The organism is Marinoscillum sp., assembly GCF_040222955.1.
Classification (GTDB): Bacteria; Bacteroidota; Bacteroidia; order Cytophagales; family Cyclobacteriaceae; genus Marinoscillum.
Genome location: NZ_JAVKCA010000008.1, coordinates 188,102 through 206,477, shown reverse-complemented (window position 1 = coordinate 206,477; position 18,376 = coordinate 188,102). Strand labels below are relative to the sequence as shown.

21 protein-coding genes are annotated in these 18,376 nt (G+C 46.4%); 13 read left to right on the top strand and 8 right to left on the bottom strand.

Annotated features, from left to right (window positions below; translation table 11 throughout):
• The first annotated feature begins 5 nt into the window (after positions 1–5).
• From yihA to RIH33_RS06740, 5 genes are all read left to right on the top strand, one after another.
• Complete coding sequence (gene yihA / locus RIH33_RS06760; protein ID WP_406654301.1) at positions 6–611, top strand: ribosome biogenesis GTP-binding protein YihA/YsxC; 606 nt, start codon at positions 6–8, stop codon at positions 609–611.
• 60 nt (positions 612–671) lie between these two features.
• Complete coding sequence (locus RIH33_RS06755) at positions 672–1,172, top strand: DUF5606 domain-containing protein (RefSeq protein WP_406654300.1); 501 nt, start codon at positions 672–674, stop codon at positions 1,170–1,172.
• Position 1,173: 1 nt separating this feature from the next.
• Positions 1,174–1,611, top strand: a complete 438-nt coding sequence (locus RIH33_RS06750) for an acyl-CoA thioesterase (protein WP_406654298.1) — start codon at positions 1,174–1,176, stop codon at positions 1,609–1,611.
• Between the two features lie 121 nt (positions 1,612–1,732).
• On the top strand, positions 1,733–2,392 hold the full coding sequence (locus RIH33_RS06745; RefSeq protein WP_406654296.1) for an alpha/beta family hydrolase: 660 nt from the start codon (positions 1,733–1,735) through the stop codon (positions 2,390–2,392).
• Positions 2,389–2,748: a hypothetical protein gene (locus RIH33_RS06740; protein WP_406654295.1), complete on the top strand. Its 360-nt coding sequence runs from the start codon at positions 2,389–2,391 to the stop codon at positions 2,746–2,748. The genes RIH33_RS06745 and RIH33_RS06740 overlap by 4 nt, the downstream gene beginning before the upstream one ends.
• 117 nt (positions 2,749–2,865) lie before the next feature.
• Here the strand turns inward: RIH33_RS06740 and fbp are convergent, their stop codons facing one another.
• Entirely contained in the window at positions 2,866–3,870 is a 1,005-nt protein-coding gene (gene fbp / locus RIH33_RS06735; RefSeq protein WP_406654294.1) for a class 1 fructose-bisphosphatase, read from the bottom strand.
• Positions 3,871–3,941: 71 nt separating this feature from the next.
• Here fbp and RIH33_RS06730 point away from each other — a divergent pair, with 71 nt between their 5' ends.
• The gene (locus RIH33_RS06730; RefSeq protein ID WP_406654292.1) at positions 3,942–5,192 is read left to right on the top strand and encodes an aspartate kinase; all 1,251 of its coding nucleotides are present in this window, start codon (positions 3,942–3,944) and stop codon (positions 5,190–5,192) included.
• Here RIH33_RS06730 and RIH33_RS06725 read toward each other — a convergent pair.
• From RIH33_RS06725 to RIH33_RS06705, 5 genes are all read right to left on the bottom strand, one after another.
• Positions 5,176–6,048, bottom strand: coding sequence for a fructosamine kinase family protein (locus tag RIH33_RS06725; protein WP_406658552.1), 873 nt, complete (start codon positions 6,046–6,048; stop codon positions 5,176–5,178). The genes RIH33_RS06730 and RIH33_RS06725 overlap by 17 nt on opposite strands.
• Before the next feature lie 2 nt (positions 6,049–6,050).
• The gene (locus RIH33_RS06720; RefSeq protein WP_406654290.1) at positions 6,051–6,521 is read right to left on the bottom strand and encodes a low molecular weight protein-tyrosine-phosphatase; all 471 of its coding nucleotides are present in this window, start codon (positions 6,519–6,521) and stop codon (positions 6,051–6,053) included.
• A 124-nt stretch (positions 6,522–6,645) separates the two neighbouring features.
• On the bottom strand, positions 6,646–8,547 hold the full coding sequence (locus RIH33_RS06715; protein ID WP_406654289.1) for a hypothetical protein: 1,902 nt from the start codon (positions 8,545–8,547) through the stop codon (positions 6,646–6,648).
• A 65-nt stretch (positions 8,548–8,612) separates the two neighbouring features.
• A complete protein-coding gene (locus tag RIH33_RS06710) occupies positions 8,613–9,614 on the bottom strand; it encodes a DUF6588 family protein (RefSeq protein WP_406654287.1) in 1,002 nt (333 codons plus the stop codon).
• Positions 9,615–9,640: 26 nt separating this feature from the next.
• A complete protein-coding gene (locus RIH33_RS06705) occupies positions 9,641–10,192 on the bottom strand; it encodes a hypothetical protein (RefSeq protein ID WP_406654286.1) in 552 nt (183 codons plus the stop codon).
• Between the two features lie 187 nt (positions 10,193–10,379).
• Between RIH33_RS06705 and RIH33_RS06700 the strand changes: the two genes are divergently transcribed.
• The 5 genes from RIH33_RS06700 to rsgA all read left to right on the top strand — a co-directional run bounded on the left by RIH33_RS06700 (position 10,380) and on the right by rsgA (position 14,492).
• Complete coding sequence (locus tag RIH33_RS06700; protein ID WP_406654285.1) at positions 10,380–10,826, top strand: Fur family transcriptional regulator; 447 nt, start codon at positions 10,380–10,382, stop codon at positions 10,824–10,826.
• 23 nt (positions 10,827–10,849) lie between these two features.
• Positions 10,850–11,479, top strand: a complete 630-nt coding sequence (locus RIH33_RS06695) for a peroxiredoxin (protein ID WP_406654283.1) — start codon at positions 10,850–10,852, stop codon at positions 11,477–11,479.
• A gap of 117 nt (positions 11,480–11,596) precedes the next feature.
• Positions 11,597–12,313 (top strand): hypothetical protein, encoded by a 717-nt coding sequence (locus RIH33_RS06690; RefSeq protein ID WP_406654282.1) that lies wholly within the window; start codon positions 11,597–11,599, stop codon positions 12,311–12,313.
• Between the two features lie 32 nt (positions 12,314–12,345).
• Entirely contained in the window at positions 12,346–13,578 is a 1,233-nt protein-coding gene (locus RIH33_RS06685) for a 3-deoxy-D-manno-octulosonic acid transferase (protein ID WP_406654281.1), read from the top strand.
• The gene (gene rsgA, locus RIH33_RS06680) at positions 13,575–14,492 is read left to right on the top strand and encodes a ribosome small subunit-dependent GTPase A (protein ID WP_406654279.1); all 918 of its coding nucleotides are present in this window, start codon (positions 13,575–13,577) and stop codon (positions 14,490–14,492) included. Before RIH33_RS06685 ends, rsgA begins: the two co-directional genes overlap by 4 nt.
• Here rsgA and RIH33_RS06675 read toward each other — a convergent pair.
• The gene (locus tag RIH33_RS06675) at positions 14,453–15,346 is read right to left on the bottom strand and encodes a glycosyltransferase family 2 protein (RefSeq protein ID WP_406654277.1); all 894 of its coding nucleotides are present in this window, start codon (positions 15,344–15,346) and stop codon (positions 14,453–14,455) included. The two genes, rsgA and RIH33_RS06675, sit on opposite strands and share 40 nt — an antisense overlap.
• Before the next feature lie 23 nt (positions 15,347–15,369).
• Between RIH33_RS06675 and RIH33_RS06670 the strand changes: the two genes are divergently transcribed.
• The gene (locus tag RIH33_RS06670; protein WP_406654276.1) at positions 15,370–16,287 is read left to right on the top strand and encodes a sulfotransferase family protein; all 918 of its coding nucleotides are present in this window, start codon (positions 15,370–15,372) and stop codon (positions 16,285–16,287) included.
• Positions 16,284–17,459 carry a glycosyltransferase gene (locus RIH33_RS06665; protein WP_406654274.1) on the top strand — a complete coding sequence of 392 codons (1,176 nt, stop codon included), beginning with the start codon at positions 16,284–16,286 and terminating at the stop codon, positions 17,457–17,459. The genes RIH33_RS06670 and RIH33_RS06665 overlap by 4 nt, the downstream gene beginning before the upstream one ends.
• Here RIH33_RS06665 and RIH33_RS06660 read toward each other — a convergent pair.
• A complete protein-coding gene (locus RIH33_RS06660; protein ID WP_406654272.1) occupies positions 17,448–18,113 on the bottom strand; it encodes a GNAT family N-acetyltransferase in 666 nt (221 codons plus the stop codon). The genes RIH33_RS06665 and RIH33_RS06660 overlap by 12 nt on opposite strands.
• Between the last annotated feature and the right edge of the window lie 263 nt (positions 18,114–18,376).

Genomic DNA, 18,376 nt, shown 5'->3' with positions numbered 1-18,376 from the left:
ATTCCATGAAGCCAATCAAATCAGCCGAGTTTATCAAAAGTAGTGCAGAAGTAGGAGAGTGCCCGGCAGGAGATCGTCCGGAGTATGCTTTCATTGGTCGATCCAATGTGGGGAAATCATCTCTGATCAACCTGCTGACCAATCATAGTAAACTCGCCAAGGTTTCCTCTAAACCCGGAAAAACGCAACTCATCAATCACTTTTTGATTGATGATAGCTGGTATTTGGTGGATTTGCCAGGATACGGATGGGCTAAGGTGAGTAAGTCTCAGAAGGCCAGTTGGAAGAAAATGATTGCCGGCTATTTCGAGACCAGAGAAAACCTCACCAATGTGTTTGTGCTGATCGATTCCCGGCTGGAGCCGCAGCGAATCGACCTGGAATTCGTGACTTCTCTGGGGCAGGCAGGCATGCCCATTACCCTTGTTTTCACCAAAGTGGATAAAAAGGGTGCCAATAAGGCCCAGTCAAACATTGCCGCTTTTCGCAAAATTCTAAAGAAAGAGTGGGAAGAGCTTCCGCTCCATTTCATAACCTCCACTGTGACAGGACAGGGCAAGGACGACATAATCGGTTATATCCGAGAAATAAATGAAGGGATAAAAGAGTAATCCATTTTGGTATTGTGTGGCAATACCTATTTTTGCATGCTCTAACCACAAATAACAGATATGGATTTCAATGAAGTAGCCGCAGTATCGGGAAAAGGAGGACTGTTCAAAGTTGTTTCTCCTACGCGAACCGGCGTAATATTAGAAGCGCTGGACGGCTCAGGAAAAAAGATCATTGCCAACATTCAGGCTAAGGTCTCCATTTTATCGGATATCTCTATTTACACCACTGATGAAGAAGGTGCAGTGCCTCTTCAGGATGTTCTGAGAAAAATCCATGTCGAATTTAAAGGCGATACTGGCCTGACCTCATCTTCGGACCCTGACGAACTGAAATCATTTCTGAAATTTATACTTCCGGAGTATGATGAGTCCAGGGTATATGTTTCTGACATCAAGAAGCTGGTAACCTGGTATAACACCATGGTCAAAACCCTGCCTGAGCTGCTGGAAAAGGAGGAAGAAAAAGCGCAGGAAGAGGAAAAGCCAGAAGCAAAAGAAAAGAAAGCAGCGGAGCCTAAAGCCAAAAAAGCGGCAGCTAAAACCAAATCCGGAAAATAATTTGGAGCCTTTTAAGCAGCAGTTTCAGGTCATATGGGCAGATCTTGACCCCAATGCGCACATGCGCCACACTGCATACAATGACTATGCGGCCCAGGTACGTGTTGGGCTTTTTGATGAGTTGAGCCTGCCTCTGGCGGAGTTAGTAGCCTCGGGCTATGGCCCCGTACTTTTCCATGAGGACACCAGCTTTAAAAAGGAGGTTTTCATGAACGAGCGAATCACTGTGGACTGTGCCGCCCTGGCTTTCCGGAAAGATTTGAAAATCTGGAAATTTCGTCAGCAGGTATGGAAGCAAAATGGTGACCTGGCTTGTGTGATTATTGCTACCGGAGCTTTCATGAGCCTGAAGGAGCGAAAAGTAGTAGTCCCCCCTCAGAAAATCGTGGACATGTTGGAGAGCATTCCTAAAACTGAAGATTTTGGCTGGATAGACTAGCCGCCTCAAGGAGCATTTGGTCATGTATTCTCAGCACTTTGACCTGGTTAAGTTTAGAAGTTTTGTGATGCCTCGGGTCGGAATGGATTTGAGTCACCCGCAAGAATGTTAAATTTACCGGATGGAGCTATTCTTAAATGACAGTCTGGGGACAATCACCCTGGAAGTGGACGAAGCAGCTGAGTCCAGGGCGATTGTGATTATTGCTCACGGGGCAGGCGCAGGGATGCATCATCCATTTATGACCAGTATTTCTCGATTATTTACTGCTCAGGGCTTTCATGTGGCCAGATTTAATTTTCCATATATGGAGAATGGTAAGAAATTCCCGGGAGCGCCCAAGCCTAATATAGAGACCTGGGGACTGGTGATCGACCATCTGTCCACTACTTACCCATCCCTTCCGGTTTTTGTTTCAGGAAAATCCTATGGAGGGCGAATGGCCTCACACCTGCTAGCAGATGGAGCGCCCGCCGGAGTGAAGGGAGTCTTTTATCTGGGTTTCCCGCTGCATGCGCCAGGTAAGGATGCTAAGACACGCGCTGCTCACCTGGATAGGATTCAAGTACCGCAGTTTTTTCTGCAGGGAGTAAATGATCAGTTGGCCAATATCGTTTTGATGCGCGAGGTACTCTCCTCCCTGCCTGCTGCACGGATGCTGGAGGTGGAGTTTGCAGATCATTCCTTCAAAGTACCAAAAGCGAGCGGGCGTACGGGTGAAGAAGTCATGCATCAGCTGGTAGAAGAAACCACAAAGTGGATAGACACAGTACTCAAATGAAGGCCTCCGAAGGGGACGATAAGCAAATAAACGAGATGAAGCTGGCTAGTGGTAGTTATGACCTCATTCAAAAGGATCTGGGAATAGCTGATGAGTTGGATTTCGGTACCGGGGAAGATCCTTTTGGGCAACTGCATGCCTTTCTTACGCCCCGGATTCAGTACCTGTTAGACCATGATTTTGGTTATTTGATCAATGCGATGTACCGAATTGATATTTCTGAGGGAGCTTTGAAGGAAATTTTAGAACTGTCAAAACCCGGAAATATAGCGGCTGATATCGCAGAAAGAGTGATAATTAGAGAGAAAATGAAAATGGAAACCCGCATGAAGTATTCAGATAATAAAAAAATATGAAAAAACTTATACCCAGAATTGGGTATTTTCATTATCGGATATTACATTTGAGTCATTAGTTAATCATTATGGCGGTGAATGCCCCGTAGCTCACAAGGTTGCGGGGTTTCTTTTTTTCTAGGCCTCTGCTTTTTCCGCTACAAACTCCACCACTTTTTCCACCATATTTTTAGATCCTATGTAGAAGGGTGTGCGCTGATGAAAGGTTGTTGGGGCTATTTCCAATATCCTTTTGGTACCATCTGTTGCCATACCGCCTGCTTGCTCAGCGATGAAGGCCAGGGCATTGCACTCATAGAGCAAACGCAGCTTACCCTCACGCGCCTTTTTGGTGTTAGGGTAGAGGTAAACTCCTCCTTTGAGCATATTCCTGTGGTAATCTGCTACCAGTGAGCCAATGTATCTTGCAGTCATTCCCTGATCCTTGCACCAGTTGGTGTAGTTCTGGATACTCTTATCAAACTGGTGAAAGCTGCCTTCGTTGATAGAATAGATTTCACCGTCCTCAGGGCATGTCATGTTGGTGTGTGAGAGTACAAACTCACCCAAAGATGGTTCCAGGGTAAAGCCATTCACTCCATGGCCGGTGGTGTACACCAGCATGGTGGAGGAGCCATAGAGTATATACCCTGCGGCCACTTGTTCAGTGCCGGGTTGTAGAATGTCTTTTTCCGTTACAGGCCCACCTATAGGTGAGGTACGCCGGTAGATGGAGAATATCGTACCAATAGAGACATTCACATCGATATTGGAAGAGCCGTCCAATGGATCAATGGCCACTATATATCTGCAATGCGGGTTGAGGTGAACGATCTCCTCATCTTCTTCACTGACCACCGCGCACACCTGACCGCCATTTCTCAGGGCTCTGATGAATCGAATGTTGGCGATTACGTCCAGTTTTTGCTGATCTTCTCCCTGCACATTTTTGGAGCCATAGGCACCAGTGATATCCAGCAGTCCGGATTTGTTTACTTCACGGTTAATAATCTTCCCGGCAAGGGCGATATCCCGCAGTAATTGGGAGAGTTCTCCAGTGGCAAATTCAAATTCATCCTGCTTTTTTTTGATAAAGCGGTCAAGTGTAGTGCCGATAGGAAGACCTAAACTATTTTTGTTCATCTTTTGGTACAATTCGTTTTGAGCGATTTGGCAAAAATAGGCTTTTTTATTCATTTAAATCGTTTGCAAGGATGCGAATCTTCAAATTTGGTGGTGCTTCAGTACGGGATGGTCAGGGTGTTAAAAACCTGGTGGAGATTGTGAAAAAATACCTGGATCAGCCTCTTGTGGTCGTCGTTTCGGCCATTGGAAAATCCACTAATCAACTGGAGGAGATTGCCAGACAGGCTTTCTCCGGAGGATCTTATGAAGGAGCGCTTAAGGAATTTATTTTTGCTCATCAGGCCCTTACCCAGGAGCTATTCGGCGCAGTGCCCGATGAGGTAAATAATTGGCTGATACAACTCGAAAAATCACTGGAAAATCGTGCCTCGTCCTGGGGGCAGTTTTATGACAGTGTGATTCCCTATGGGGAGTTGCTGTCCACTTCTATTGTTTACCACTACATGTTGAGTGAGCTGGAATGTACCTGGGTAGATGCCCGAAAATATGTAAAAACGAATAGTATTTTCACTGAAGCTAATGTGGAGTGGCAACTCACCGAGCATTTTATTGAGCGGGAGATCCCTGAGTTATTGAAAAAAGGCCCTGTGATCACGCAAGGGTTTATAGGTTCCGACCTTACCGGGAAATCCACCACGCTGGGTAGGGAGGGCTCTGACTATACCGGAGCTATTTTCGCTTATTGTCTAAGGGCAGAAAGCCTCACTGTCTGGAAAGATGTGCCCGGACTGCTCAATGCTGATCCTAAAAGATTCCCCACTGCAGAACTTTTCGATGAGTTGTCATTTCAGGAGGTGACTGAGCTCACTTACTATGGAGCCAAGGTGATTCACCCTAAGACCATCAGACCGCTGGCTCAGCGAAATATACCTCTTTTTGTGCGCTCATTTCTGGAGCCAACAGGTAAAGGCACTAAGATTTCCGAACAGGAAAAGACCACCACTAAACATTGTTTTGTCTTTAAAGAAAATCAGTTGCTGGTCACTCTTCGTGTGAAAGACAACAGTTTCATGGATGAAAAGAAACTGGTCAAGATCTTTCAGGCGATGGATCACTCGAACATCAAGATTAATCTGATGCACAGCTCAGCACTTACCTTTACTTTTTGCATGGACTATCAGAAGGATAAGCTGGATGCTTTGAGGGATTTTCTGCAGCGGGACTTTCAGCTCCTATACAATGAGGGCCTTCAACTGGCGACGATTAAAAATTATCAGGAGGGTTCTTTTGGCTTTTTACCCGAGACCACAGAGGTAATTCTGGAGCAAAAGACCAGAAATAATTACCAGGTACTTTACCGTCCTATAGAAAAAGTTTAAGTGTCCGCCGGATGCCTGTGAGGTAGGAGGGACCAAAAAGATTCACGTGCACCAACATAGGATACAGATTGTACAGGTCTGCCCGTTCCTCAAATCCCGGCTCTAATGGATACTGCTGATGATACGCTTCATAAAACGGTTGCTCAAAACCACCAAAAAGACGAGTGAATGCCAGGTCCATTTCACGGTGACCATAGTAGACTGCCGGATCGTAGATGTAGGGCGCTCCGCCCGGTCCTGACATGAAATTTCCGCCCCATAAGTCCCCATGCAGCAGGGAGGCGGGCTCGTGGGGGATCAGTTTTTCCAGTTGTCCATATAGTTTTTCAAAACTTCCGACGAGATCCGCGGTGATTAATCCTTTTTCGTGGGCCAGCCGGATCTGTACTTCCAGCCGGTTTTCAATAAAAAAATCGATCCAATGTGGAGTGGGTTGATTCTTCTGAGAAAGCCGCCCGATGTGATTGTCATGATCCAGGCCATAATAATCCGCCGTATGTTGGTGAAGGCTGGCGATGGATTGACCAAAGTCCTCCCAGAAGTCAGGCTTCTGCGGTTCTGATTTCAGGTACTCCAATACCAGATACCTCCGATCACCAATTTGGCCATGCTTGAATGCCTGCGGCACGCCCACGCATTCACACTCCCTAAGCAGGGATAAACCGTGCATTTCTCTTTCAAATAGATTTTCTGAATAAGTATTCCATTTGACAAAATAGGTGTGTTGGTCTGTGGTGACTTTCAGGGCTTCGTTGATGTCTCCACCGGAGATCGGTCTCATTTCTCTGATCAGATGGTTTTTTCCAGTGGATTGAAAGAGGACTTCAGCCAGAAAAAGATTTTCAGACCCTGACATATTTAGAGATGGTGTTTTTCCACAAGGAAGTCTAAAAAAGCATCTATTGAACGGTTGAGGATCTGAAAGACCTGCTCAAATCCATCTTCACCACCATAGTAGGGGTCGGGTACGTCCCCACCCTGGCCTTTTAGGTCAAAGTCACGCATCAGAAACAGACCCTCCGGACGATCTGACGTAGCATGAATAATGTCACGATGGTTGGAAGCATCCATGGCCAGAATATAATCAAAAGTCGCTGCGTCTTTGAAGTGGTATTGTCGCCCTTTGTGTGAGATGGGCACTCCATGCTTCACGGCCACTTGTATGCTGCGAGAGTCGGGGTCTTCACCGATGTGATAGCTGGCAGTACCCGCAGAATCAGCTTTGATGGCATGATCCAGCTTACGCTCTTTCACTTTCTGGTTGAAAATAGCCTCCGCCAATGGAGACCTGCAGATGTTACCTAAACAGACAAAAAGAATATTTAACATTTTTTTATTGGGACTGGTTACCTTTTATAAAGATAAAGTATATACGAATGCATAACACAAATTTTATATTCATACACCTGTTTGACATCTTTGAAGAGTCCCGATTTTATCGGGACTTTTCTTTTTACCGGTAGGGAATTAACGCCGGCTTGTATTTAAAGATGTTATCAAACGAGATGGGGATGGATGTAGACAGTGAAAAGATCGTTTTCCGGGCCCCGGGCGCACTTTTGGGGAAATGGGTAACTCTCACTTCCAATGTACTAAACACCAAACTTTCATTTCTGATCCTGATCCCCCCGCCAGCACCCTGGTAGCCATAGCTTGTTTTGTGTGCCGGCCTGTTGTCCCAGGCCTCTCCCACATTGTAATAAAAGAAGGGGGCAAACCGAAATCCATAGAAATACCAGGGAGTGAAGAGGATGGATTCCACACCCAGCGAAAGAATGGTGTTTCCAGAAATGTTCGTTCCTTCAAGGTCTCTTATTCTGCTCTCCAGAGAGATGGTTTCCTGCTGAGGTTGATCAATTCCTTTGGTAAGTGATACTTTCATGAAATTGCGGACATGGTACCGGCCGGAGGAGAGCAGAGGACTGAAGTAACTGGCCCTTACTTTTACCACCCCTTCATTGATGCCCGTCTGGTCAAAGGCGCCAATCTCCTGATTGAGTAATAGATATCCAAAATTCTTGATGTAAGCACTCCAGAAAAGCTGGAACCCAAGATAATTCTGCTGGTAAAATTCATTGAAATCCCTACCGGTAATGAATGAGATCCGGTAGCCCAGGGGAATATCCTCCGAGATTCCGAAAGCCGCTATGTAGTTGCTTTTAAGAAACTTCCGACTGGAAAGACTGATTTCACCAATCAACAGTTTTCGGTTGTAGTAGATCGAGTTACTGTCCTCGGTAACAAATGGGCGCCTGTCAAAGGAGTTGTTGAGCAACCTGGCTGCGACGATTAGGTTTTTTCGTTCGTAGCTCGAGGGCAGAGCGAATGACCTTCCTGCCCAGAGGTCCTGATAGTGCAAATGGTAATATTGACCATTAGATTCTTCACCATCCAGGGTCATGGTGGAGTCTCTAATGGTTCGGATGTCCAATCCTCCGCCATATTTAATCCCGGGAGCTACAAACTCCTTCTGCAGGTCTATACCCCAGGCCTTCCTATCCCCGATGTTGGTATGGTTGAGCTCCCAGTTGGTGATGGCCTTATCGATGTTTTGCCCACCGGTTCGTATTTCATAACCCGATGCAGGGATGCTCTGGGTATCAAAAAACCAGGTGGTTGATGCGTACTTACCCCAGCCTGCAATGTTCCTGTTGAACAGTGCTACATTGAATTCATTGAGATCAGTGATATTGAGGGCTGTTCCCCAGGAGAAACGGTCTTTCACGGCCACAATCACTTCGGCATAGCCGTCAGAAAGGGGCTTCACATATATTCTCACGTCTTCTATGAACCGCAGGCGTCGGAGGATGCGCTCATTATCAGCAAGCATATAGGGGTCTATTTTCTCATTTTTATCGATCAGGAGGTTATTTCTGATCACGGTATTCCAGGTGTTAATGTGGACTTTATTGACCATGATGCTTAGAGGGGAGGAAGCCTGCCTCAGGGTGTCATTCACACTACCTTCCAGGAGGTCAATGTGTTTTATCCGTATATTTCGAATGCGCATGCCCTCGTAAGGCATAAATGGCGTGTTCGATGTGCGACTGTTTTTGGAGGGTGCGCGTTCCGACCTTGCATTCGGGCTCACATAGAGCAGATCAAATAGCTGTGCAGTGACTCTGTTTTGCCCCGTCTTCTCTCGCATTTTTTGATAGAAGTCCTGAGATGACTTATAGGGATTGCTCCTCACCCGGTATTTCTCTTCATCTACAAAGTATATGGTATCTTTATCGGGTGCGAAAATGGTATCTCTCAGGATGAGGATCTCGTTTTTTGAAACCCGCACAGTGTCCGTGATGGCCAGAGCCCGCACAGCGGGGAGAAGCATGATGAGGAGTAAGAGAGATCTCATGGAGTGGGTAAACATAAAAAAAGCGGACTTAAGCCCGCTTTTTCTAATAAGAAGTTTTCTGAATATTATCTGATGCTGATTCCAAATCCGGCAGTAAGCGTGTTGTACTTCTGCACAGCATATTCTGCGTGGAAGGTGAAGATTAACAGCTTCAAACGCGCTCCCACATTGGCTCTCAAGCCACCATTTTTATACTCAATGTCGATTGGATCTACTTCTGGTACACCGTCGTAAGTTCCCTTCATCTTAAAGTTCACCTTGCTGGTGGAGAACCCTAAGCCACCGTATACAGTAAGGACTGACAGCTTCTTGGAGATGATCCCCTGCAGCGTGGTGCCGGATACATTGAACTCACCAATTTGATCTGGTACATCTGGGTTGATTTCAATCGAGTTTTTCATGGTGTTGAATGCGAAGAAACCAGAAAGGTCGAAGGGAAGGTTTTTGATCCCGGGAATCCACTGTTTCACATCGTGTAGCACGCCGAGTCCAAACATTTTGGTGGTAAACTCTTCTCCCGGATCCCCGAAAGTCTGCTCTGGGAGCAACCTGAGTTTTAGTTCGGTATTTTTGATCAGGCCAATGCCAATCTGTACAGAGGGTGCCGGAACAAAATTACTACCAATGGACTCTTCCATACCCAGACCCGTTGGTGCTGTGATTCGAATTTCATCTTCTGTGCCTTCGTCGAAAACCAAATAAGGAATGTCATCAGCTTCCAGGTTTGGTCCCATTAAAGTAGGATAGCTTGTCTGACCATTCTCAGCAGGTGCAGTGGTCATATTGGTGTAGTCCGCAGGGTTGATCTTGAAAAATTGCGCATCCTGTGGTACATAAGCCAGGTTGGCGTTGATTGTGAGGTCAAACCCGGCCACCTTGTGAGGCTTTCCGGTGTTGTACCAGCCGCTGTTCAGTGCATATCCGAAACCAACGAAAGCCGGTTCCAGGTAACTTTCCAAAAGCTTTTCACCATTTGCAGCTCCACCTTCAAGGAATTTATCCAAATCCTGAGCATTGGAGGATGTAATGAATGCTCCAAGTATAAATATTAGTATAATTTTTTTCATGATTCTAAAGTTATCAGTTAGGCGGATTATAGGTCTCTTACTTTGGCTATTACATCAAAGTACAGCACGAATTCAAAATTCACATCTTCGTTAGGTACTTCACCAAAGTCGAAAGAAACATTGGCTGTAATGTCTTCCTGATTAGCAAGTGCTGCTTCCAGCGCAGCCAGCCCCGCAGGATCTGAGATTGACGTCTTGGTCACATTGGACAACTGAGGTGTGGTCACTGAGATCTGTGCGATGTTGGAACCTGATTGAGCCACAAGGTCGATTTCAATGGCATCCAGGTCAAATTGCTCAAAAGCATCCACTCCGGTGATTTCAAAAGCCAGGCCAACTACCTCAACGGCATCCAGGGCATCCAGGTCGTCATAACCAGCTCCTGCAAGAGAGTACTCTTCAGATCTTGTTACCGGAGGCGGATCTCCAGGAATAGTCCCGATTAATTCGGGAGTACCATTCGGTAGGTCCACAGGAATAGATATAGGAAATTCCTTTCCGATATTGAAACCAACTCCGGCTTCTCCACAAGAGAAAGCCAGGAAGGCCAAAGCAGCGATAGAAATATAATTTCTCATTGTAATTGTTTGTTTGAGTTTAAAACAAAAATAGGGATAAATACCAGTTATTTTCATTCGTATCAAAGGTAATTAACTCGGACATCTCACCATATACCGTATTCTCGGTATTCTTTTCGGATATTTTTGGGCAGTTCGGGAGGTTGTTATATCTTCGCACTCAAATAGGAATAATTCTCATTTAAAAGTGATTAACAATTCATATCAGCGAATAAAGGAACTTCTGGTGGAGTCTGGCTTAAAAGCCACACATCCCAGGATCGCTGTGTTGCATGAGCTGACAAAGGATGAGCATCCCAGTGCTGAGCAGCTCCATGAGAAAATCAGGGAGCAGAACCCCAGTATCTCATTGGGCAGTGTATACAGGATATTGGAAAAGCTGGTGGAGGCCAATCTGGCATACCGGGTGGCCACGCGAAGTGGAACCAAGCGATATGATGCTAACCTGGAGCCTCATAGCCACATTTATAGTGTGAATACAGAGGAAATACAGGACTATCATGACCCTGAGTTGAATGAGCTAATCCGGGATTATTTCGAAAAAAAGAAGGTTGGCAACTTTAAAATTACGGACATCAAACTCCAGATCAATGGAGAAAAGGCTGACCCTGATCAACAAGTAACAATTTTATAAATCATAAAAGACAAATCACAATTATGTCATTAGTAGGTAAAAAAGCGCCTTTATTTAATGCTCCGGCAGTAATCAACGGAGAGGAAATCGTAGAAAATTTCTCATTGGAAGAGTTTGTGGGTAAGAAAGACGTAATGTTCTTTTTCTATCCTAAAGATTTCACTTTTGTGTGCCCTACGGAGATCCATGCTTTTCAGGAAAAACTCGCGGAGTTTGAGAAACGAGGCGTGCAGGTAGTGGGTGCATCATGTGACACGGAAGAGACTCACCTGGCGTGGTTGATGACAGACCGGGACAAAGGGGGAATTGCAGGTGTGACTTATCCTTTGGTAGCTGATAGTTCAAAAACAGTGGCTAATAACTACGGTGTATTGGCCGGCGACTGGAACTACAACGATGAAGGTCAGTTGGTTTTTGAAGGAGCTCCTGTGGCTTACCGCGGTACGTTCTTCATAGACAAGACCGGTGTGGTAAGACATGAAACCATCAATGATCTTCCTTTGGGTAGAAATATTGACGAAATGCTCCGAATCGTGGATGCATGGCAGCATGTGGAGAAGCACGGAGAAGTGTGCCCTGCAAACTGGGAAGAAGGAAAAGATGCGATGCAGGCTACAAGAGACGGAGTGTCTTCTTACCTGGCGTCACACTAAAATTTAGTTAAATATCCAGTACTGAGAAAAGGCCACCATGAGGTGGTCTTTTTTCTTATATTCACATTTTAAATGAAAATATTCATATTTGCGGCAGTAAACTTTATAGCCTAAAATATGAAACTACTCACTACTTTATTGCTTTTGACCTTTGCAACGGTCAATTACGCCTTTGCCCAAATCCAACTCAAGGAGAAATTATCTAAAAAGGCCAATCAGGAGATTGATAAATTCCTTTTTGGCAACAAAAACAAGAACCAATCAGACGATACCAATGATCGTGCGGATGATGAAGTGTTGGATACTTATGAATCTACTGACAGCTCTGATCCACTGGGAGGGTACCGGAGAGAACCGGTGAATTACGGTACCATGAGCCCCTCAGAGGTGGTGGGTTTTCGTGATTTAATCAATTTTCTGCCGGATGACCTGGGAGCTTACCGCATTGCTGAAAAACCCGAGGGCTCTACTACCCGGTATGGCGAGTATCGATATAGTTTCGCCAGCAAATCTTACCGCAACGGTGATGAAGAACTTAGAGCGAGCATTTTTGATTATGCCCAGACGGCTTCTCTGCTCGGGCTCTATGCCAACCAGTACGAACATGAGTCTACCGACGGTGTGATGAGATCAATAGAAGTAAATGGTCAGCCAGGCTGGTATTCAGCTAACTATGAGAGCAACGACACCAATCTTGCGTTGGTGGTGAATGGCCGTTTTCTGATCACCATAGCGGGATACGGGCTGGAGGAGGCCACCCTGAAGGGCTATGTGGTGGGTATGGAGCTGGATCAACTACCAGAGGCACCACCCACTCCCGAACAAGAGGACTGAGCATTTAGAGGATTGATTGCCTACATTCGCTTATGCTGTTGTTGTACAGAACGAGCGTTTGGCTTTATGCCCTGATTGTAAGACTGATCTCCCCATTCCATGGTCGGGCAAGGCAATTTATTGGCCACCGCAGGGGTATTTTTGAGCGCCTGGAATCGGACTTTAAGAATCATGAAGGCAAGCTGATCTGGATACATTGTGCTTCGCTGGGAGAATATGAGCAGGCCAGACCGATCCTGAGTCAGCTACAGGAGCGAAGGCCAACGGTGAAAGTGCTACTCACTTTTTTCTCCCCTTCGGGCCTTTTGGCATTCAAAGACCATGAACTGGTTGACTTTCTGCATTACCTGCCTTTAGATTCTCGCCGTAATGCTTCCAGATTTTTGGAAACAGTCCGTCCCGGCTTAGCCATTTTTATCAAATATGAGTTGTGGTATTATTACTTAATGACCCTAAAGGCAAAAGAAATACCTCTTCTGTTGGTTTCGGGTATTTTCAGACCCTCGCAGATTTTTTTCCACCCTATGGGAAAGTTCTATCTGAGGGCACTGAGCACTGTCAATCACTTCTTTTTGCAGGATGATTACTCGGCTGTATTGTTGCGTTCCAGAAGAATTCGGGCTTATACGGTGGCTGGTGACACCCGGTTTGACCGTGTGCTTGAGGTGGCCAATGGCGTAAGGGAAGTGGCGTTTATTGATGTTTTTAAGGGCGATGAAAAGCTGATAGTGCTTGGCAGTGTCTGGCCTTCCGATATGGGTCATTTGCTGCCCATTTTGGAGGCCAATGTGGCGGATTTCAAATTCATCATAGCCCCACATCAGATTGATGATCTGGGACTCTATGAAAAAATTCCGACTTCTGTAAAGTACTCCGAACTGAATGAAGAGAATGCTCCTACTGCCCGGGTGGTGATTGTAGATAACTACGGTAGCCTGTCTAAACTCTATGGCTATGCAGACTTTGCTATAGTGGGGGGAGCCTTTCGAGGAGCTTTGCACAATGTGCTGGAGCCAGCTGTTTATGGCATTCCGGTGTTTTTTGGGGCGGATGCTTCCAATGAGAAATTTGTAGAAGCCATGGAGTTGGTGAAGTATGGTGGTGGGTTTACCTTTAGCAGCGCTACAGACCTGCAATCAAAATTGGATGAAATGAACGAGGATCCCGAACTTTATCAGGAAGTTTGCGGGAAATCGCGTGCGTATGTTACTGGACGAACAGGAGCTTCCGGGCATGTGATGAAGAAAATAGAAGAACTGATATGAAAGGATTGGTGATAAAATCCACCGGGTCGTGGTACAGAGTGAAAGCTGCCAATGGAGAGGAAGTAAATGCCCGTCTGCGCGGAAAATTTAAGCTGGACAATAAGAAAATCACGAACCCCATAGCGGTGGGTGATGAGGTGGTGATGGAGGCGCAGCAGGATGAGTGGGTGATCAATGAAATAGAGGAGCGCAAGAACTACATCATCCGAAAATCTCCCAAGAAAAAGCACTTTGATCACCTGATAGCGGCCAATGTAGACCAGGCGTTGATGATAGCCACACTCAAAGAGCCGAGGACTTCTCTGGGGTTCATTGACCGTTTTCTGGTTACGCTGGAGGCTTACAGGATTCCGGGTGTGATAGTCTTCAATAAGGTGGATTTGCTGGATGCTGATGGGCTGGAGGAAGCCGATTATCTCAGTTTTATTTATGAAAAAAAGGTGGGCTACCCCTGTGTGAAAACCTCCTTTATAGAAGGGAAGGTACCTGAAACACTCTCTGCACTCCTACAGGGCAAAAGAACCCTGCTGTCGGGACACTCAGGGTCAGGGAAATCCACCCTGATCAACCTGCTCCTACCCGAAATCAGTCAAAAGACCTCAGAGATTTCTTCATTCAGCGAGAAGGGAACCCATACTACCACATTTGCGGAGATGTTCTTTTTGGATGACACCACGGCCATCATTGATACCCCCGGCATTAAGGAGCTGGGCCTTTCGGAGATAGAAGGAAGCGAGCTGGGTCACTACTTTCCTGAAATCAGGACAGTCATGAATGATTGCCGGTTTCATAATTGTTTGCACGTGAATGAGCCGGGGTGTGCGGTGAAAAAAGCCCTTGAGGATGGCGGAATCACCCATGAACGCTACTATAGCTACCTCTCCATGCTGGAGAGTGATGACAACCGACGCTGAGTCTTCCCAATGATTTTGCCATATTTCAGGATCAATTCAAAGTTGAAGGTTTTCACACACTGACGGATTTCGTACCTGCATCTGCGGATGAGGGCCTGGTCTTCTGAAACTTTCTGATTGAGCTCAAATATTTTCTCACAAACCCGATAAGTAGAAGCGAGGTGTCGGCTTCTGAATCCAAACTGTCGGGTGGAGAGTGAGTTTTTCACCACTCTTTTTTTCACCAGCGGGGCAGGGTTGAACAGGTATTCATAGGTTCGGCCGGACCTGATCCAAAAGTCAAAGTCTTCGTAGCTCAGGCTTTCATCATATCCTTCCAGATCGTCAAAGACCCTTCGTCTGATCATCATGGTGGGTGGACAGATGAAGTACTTACGAATGAGGTTTTCATAGATATTACCTGCGGGAATTTCGGCCCGCATTTGCCCATCCTGATTTCTGGGGTAATGTGTTTTGAGGACACTGCCGGACTCATCGGTGATGAAGGCATCAGAAAAATGTACGCCTGCCTGGTCAGGTCCGTTGGCAAAGTCATTGATGCCCAGCTCCACTCTGGTGGGCAGGAGCAGGTCATCCGCGGCCAGGTCTATAAGGTACTCACCGGTGCTTGCCCGGTACCCCGCATTGAAGGCCGCGCAGTTTCCAATGTTTTTTGGGAGGTCAATGAATCGAATGGCGGTGCCTTTGATGCTTGCTGAAATTTCTTCTTTGCTGCCATCAGCGCTGCCATCATCCACCACGATGATCTCGATATTTTGATAGGTTTGAGCCAATGCAGATCTTATTGCAGCTCCCACGAAAGCTTTTTGGTTATAACAGAGGCAGATTATTGAAACTAAAGGCAGAGAATCCATAAATTTCCGTTCTGATCACAAATATGAGAAGAATAAAACTAGCCAGAACACTTCAGCGCATTTCGGATTTCCTACCCAGGAAATATCCGGTCAAAAGTAAAACAGGCCTGGCAGAGCAGCCTTTCTTCGTCCTGGGGTCGGGAAGAAATGGGAGCACGCTGCTCAACAGAATGCTGAACCAGCACAGCGGGCTTTTTCTGCCGTCTGAGCAGTATTTTTTGGGAAATAGCATCATTAAGTACAAGCTTTATAATTTCCTGATCTGGCGCGATCTGATGAAGGTGATTACGGGAGAGCTGATGCCCGTCACGGGCAGTCATACCTGGGATTTCGGTGCTGAGGAGATCTTCGGGGAGCTCAATGGGACTAATGACAAGAGTTTACAAAATGTTCTGGATGCCATTTTCAGAACATATGGGTTAAAGAACAAGGTGGCATTTAGTCAATGGGGGGACACCACACCCCTCAATACTTACTACATCCCCGAGCTAGTCAGCGTGTTTCCTAAGGCCAGATTCATTTTTCTTCTCAGAGACGGCAGAGATGTGGTGGCCTCTTACAAGCGTGGTGGTGAGGCTTATCTGGGTAAGCTGGCTGAGCCACAGCAAGCTGCCATTCACTGGGTGCATGCCGTGAAGGAGTATCAAAAGCTTCAAAAGCAGACTGAGGTTTTGCTCATTCGCTATGAAGATCTGGTCACTCAGCCTGAGGTGGAATTGATGAAGGTTTGCGATCACCTGGGGGTGGCCTACGAGCCAAACATGCTGTCTTATCATCATACGGCACCCACGGCACCCATGTATCAGGAGCCGCAACATGCCAAAATTCTGAAGCCTGTGGATGCATCATCTATTGGTAGCTGGAAGGACGACCTCAGTACGCATGATTTGCAGGGGTGCACAATCATGAATTCCCTGCTCTCTAAATTTGATTATCAATGAACGTTTTTGTAATTCCCTCCTGGTACCCGTCGGAGCATTTTCCCTCCACAGGCATATTCTTTCGGGAGCAATCCAGGCTTCTGGCGACTCACCGGCCTGCCTGGAATGTAGGGATCAGTCTTTGGGGCTCTCATGAGCCGAAGCTGTGGCTGAAAGCCTATGCACCCTTGAATGGTTTCATAAAGTACAACTCCAGACCACCTATCCGTAAGTATGAAAATCAGCTCGAATACAATTGTGTAGAGTTTTTTACGCCTGCTTTCACATGGACCAGAAAGTTTCGTTCCGGTAATATTGAGGGGATCATTGCTGCGAATCAACGAAACTTTGAACGATTTACCAGCCATTTTGGGAAACCCGACGTGATCCACGCCCATGTATCCTATCCTGGGGGGGCCATCGCCAGGGCATTGTCTGAGGCCTATGAGGTGCCATTTGTGATCACCGAGCATATGAGCCCGTTTCCGATGAACTCTTTCAAAAGAGATTATAAGAAAACACTGCTCTCTCCTCTGCGTGCGGCCGGGCAGGTACTTGCTGTGAGCCAGGCATTGACCGCAAGACTTGGTGAGTTTGGGGTAAGGGCTGATCGTATTTCCAACTTTATAGATGATCACTTTTTTACTCCGGGAAGTACTCAAAACGACCGATTTACACTCGTGGCCATTGGTCGACTGGAAAGACAAAAAAATTATGATGTCCTGTTAGAATCTGTGGCACACTTGAAGAGTGTGGGTGTGGATTTTGCGCTGAAGGTCATTGGAACAGGCACGCTGGAAAGACATCTGCGAAATCAGTGTAGTAAGCTTCACCTTGACGGAAATGTCCAGTGGATGGGAGAACGTGATCAGAATGAAGTGAGGCATGCCCTTTGGGCGGCTGATTTGATGATCAACACCAGTCGACACGAAAATCAGCCGGTAGCTATTCTGGAGGCGCTGGCCTGTGGGGTGCCTGTGCTTACTTTTCGCTGGGATGGTGCGGAGGAGCTGGTGGTAGCAGGTGCCGGAGAGGTAGTGGCTTCTGATCCCTCACTGCTGGCCGAACGGGCAGCTTTCATCAGTCAGCATCCATATAATTCTCAGCAGGTCAGAGCCACTTTCGAAGATCACTTTGGCACTGCTGACCAGGTGGCTATGCTGGAGCAGTACTTTCAAAGGCTATTGGAGTGATTTGATAAAAGTGCTTCTGGTGGTTTGGATGCCGCCCATTCTTTCTTTGAAGGTGATCAGACTCTTCTGTGGCACGGCATTCACCGAGGAAATGCCAAGGTCGATGTACTGGAATCCACGCTGCTGATAGTACTGATACAGGTAGGCAACGAGGTGTACCATCGGGCTTTCCGTTTTGTGGGCTGGCGAGGTGGCTGGCAGGAAATAATAGACAATTCCTTCAACGGGAATCACCATAATGGCTGCGGCAAGCAGGGTTTCATTTCTTTTTGCGGTAAAAATCTGATAGCGATCCGGGAATGTTTGAAACAGCTGTTCCAGAATTTCAAAATTCATGTTAATCTCAAGGCCCTGATTTTTTCTGCATTGCGCGATGAAGTCGTAAACAGATTGTAGCTGTGTAGCACTCGCCAGAGTCAGATCAAAAGTGGGCGTTTGCTTCAGCTTTCTTTGCTGCATGGTGTGGATTTTTTCCTGCAGCACCCCCTTGAGGGGAATGTAATGAGAGATTTCTCTGACGCGCTCAGAAAATCCGAGGGACTCCATCAAGCTTTTGTCAGGGACCCCCATATAATAGTGCGGTGGAAGGGTGATTTCCAATGAGGATATACCGTTTTGGACAAGTGACTTTTCTGATTCTTTGTAAAATTGCAAGAAATCTGATTTTGGGGCGTTAATGCAGGAAAGTCCGCCTATGGGACTTCTGGGAAGACAGACTGCTTTTTTATCGTTACACTCAACACAAAAAACACTATGGTCAGAATGAAATCGGTGATAACTTTGAAAACCCTGAACCTTCGCGTAATCTTCATGACAATAAAGCATAAACCCCAAATCCTCATTCATAGACCATCTATTCTTTCATTCATTGTGTCCCTAAAGTTAGTCAGGTGATCGTTTCCAGTTCTACCATGCTT

Coding starts and splice junctions, on each gene's coding strand:
- fbp (WP_406654294.1), bottom strand. CDS start 3,870: ATGAACAAAAATAGTTTAGGTCTTCCTATCGGCACTACACTTGACCGC.
- RIH33_RS06685 (WP_406654281.1), top strand. CDS start 12,346: ATGCTGTTGTTGTACAGAACGAGCGTTTGGCTTTATGCCCTGATTGTA.
- RIH33_RS06755 (WP_406654300.1), top strand. CDS start 672: ATGGATTTCAATGAAGTAGCCGCAGTATCGGGAAAAGGAGGACTGTTC.
- RIH33_RS06675 (WP_406654277.1), bottom strand. CDS start 15,346: ATGGATTCTCTGCCTTTAGTTTCAATAATCTGCCTCTGTTATAACCAA.
- RIH33_RS06740 (WP_406654295.1), top strand. CDS start 2,389: ATGAAGGCCTCCGAAGGGGACGATAAGCAAATAAACGAGATGAAGCTG.
- RIH33_RS06665 (WP_406654274.1), top strand. CDS start 16,284: ATGAACGTTTTTGTAATTCCCTCCTGGTACCCGTCGGAGCATTTTCCC.
- RIH33_RS06710 (WP_406654287.1), bottom strand. CDS start 9,614: ATGAAAAAAATTATACTAATATTTATACTTGGAGCATTCATTACATCC.
- RIH33_RS06705 (WP_406654286.1), bottom strand. CDS start 10,192: ATGAGAAATTATATTTCTATCGCTGCTTTGGCCTTCCTGGCTTTCTCT.
- RIH33_RS06715 (WP_406654289.1), bottom strand. CDS start 8,547: ATGAGATCTCTCTTACTCCTCATCATGCTTCTCCCCGCTGTGCGGGCT.
- RIH33_RS06730 (WP_406654292.1), top strand. CDS start 3,942: ATGCGAATCTTCAAATTTGGTGGTGCTTCAGTACGGGATGGTCAGGGT.
- RIH33_RS06725 (WP_406658552.1), bottom strand. CDS start 6,048: ATGTCAGGGTCTGAAAATCTTTTTCTGGCTGAAGTCCTCTTTCAATCC.
- RIH33_RS06690 (WP_406654282.1), top strand. CDS start 11,597: ATGAAACTACTCACTACTTTATTGCTTTTGACCTTTGCAACGGTCAAT.
- RIH33_RS06745 (WP_406654296.1), top strand. CDS start 1,733: ATGGAGCTATTCTTAAATGACAGTCTGGGGACAATCACCCTGGAAGTG.
- RIH33_RS06670 (WP_406654276.1), top strand. CDS start 15,370: ATGAGAAGAATAAAACTAGCCAGAACACTTCAGCGCATTTCGGATTTC.
- RIH33_RS06695 (WP_406654283.1), top strand. CDS start 10,850: ATGTCATTAGTAGGTAAAAAAGCGCCTTTATTTAATGCTCCGGCAGTA.
- RIH33_RS06720 (WP_406654290.1), bottom strand. CDS start 6,521: ATGTTAAATATTCTTTTTGTCTGTTTAGGTAACATCTGCAGGTCTCCA.
- rsgA (WP_406654279.1), top strand. CDS start 13,575: ATGAAAGGATTGGTGATAAAATCCACCGGGTCGTGGTACAGAGTGAAA.
- yihA (WP_406654301.1), top strand. CDS start 6: ATGAAGCCAATCAAATCAGCCGAGTTTATCAAAAGTAGTGCAGAAGTA.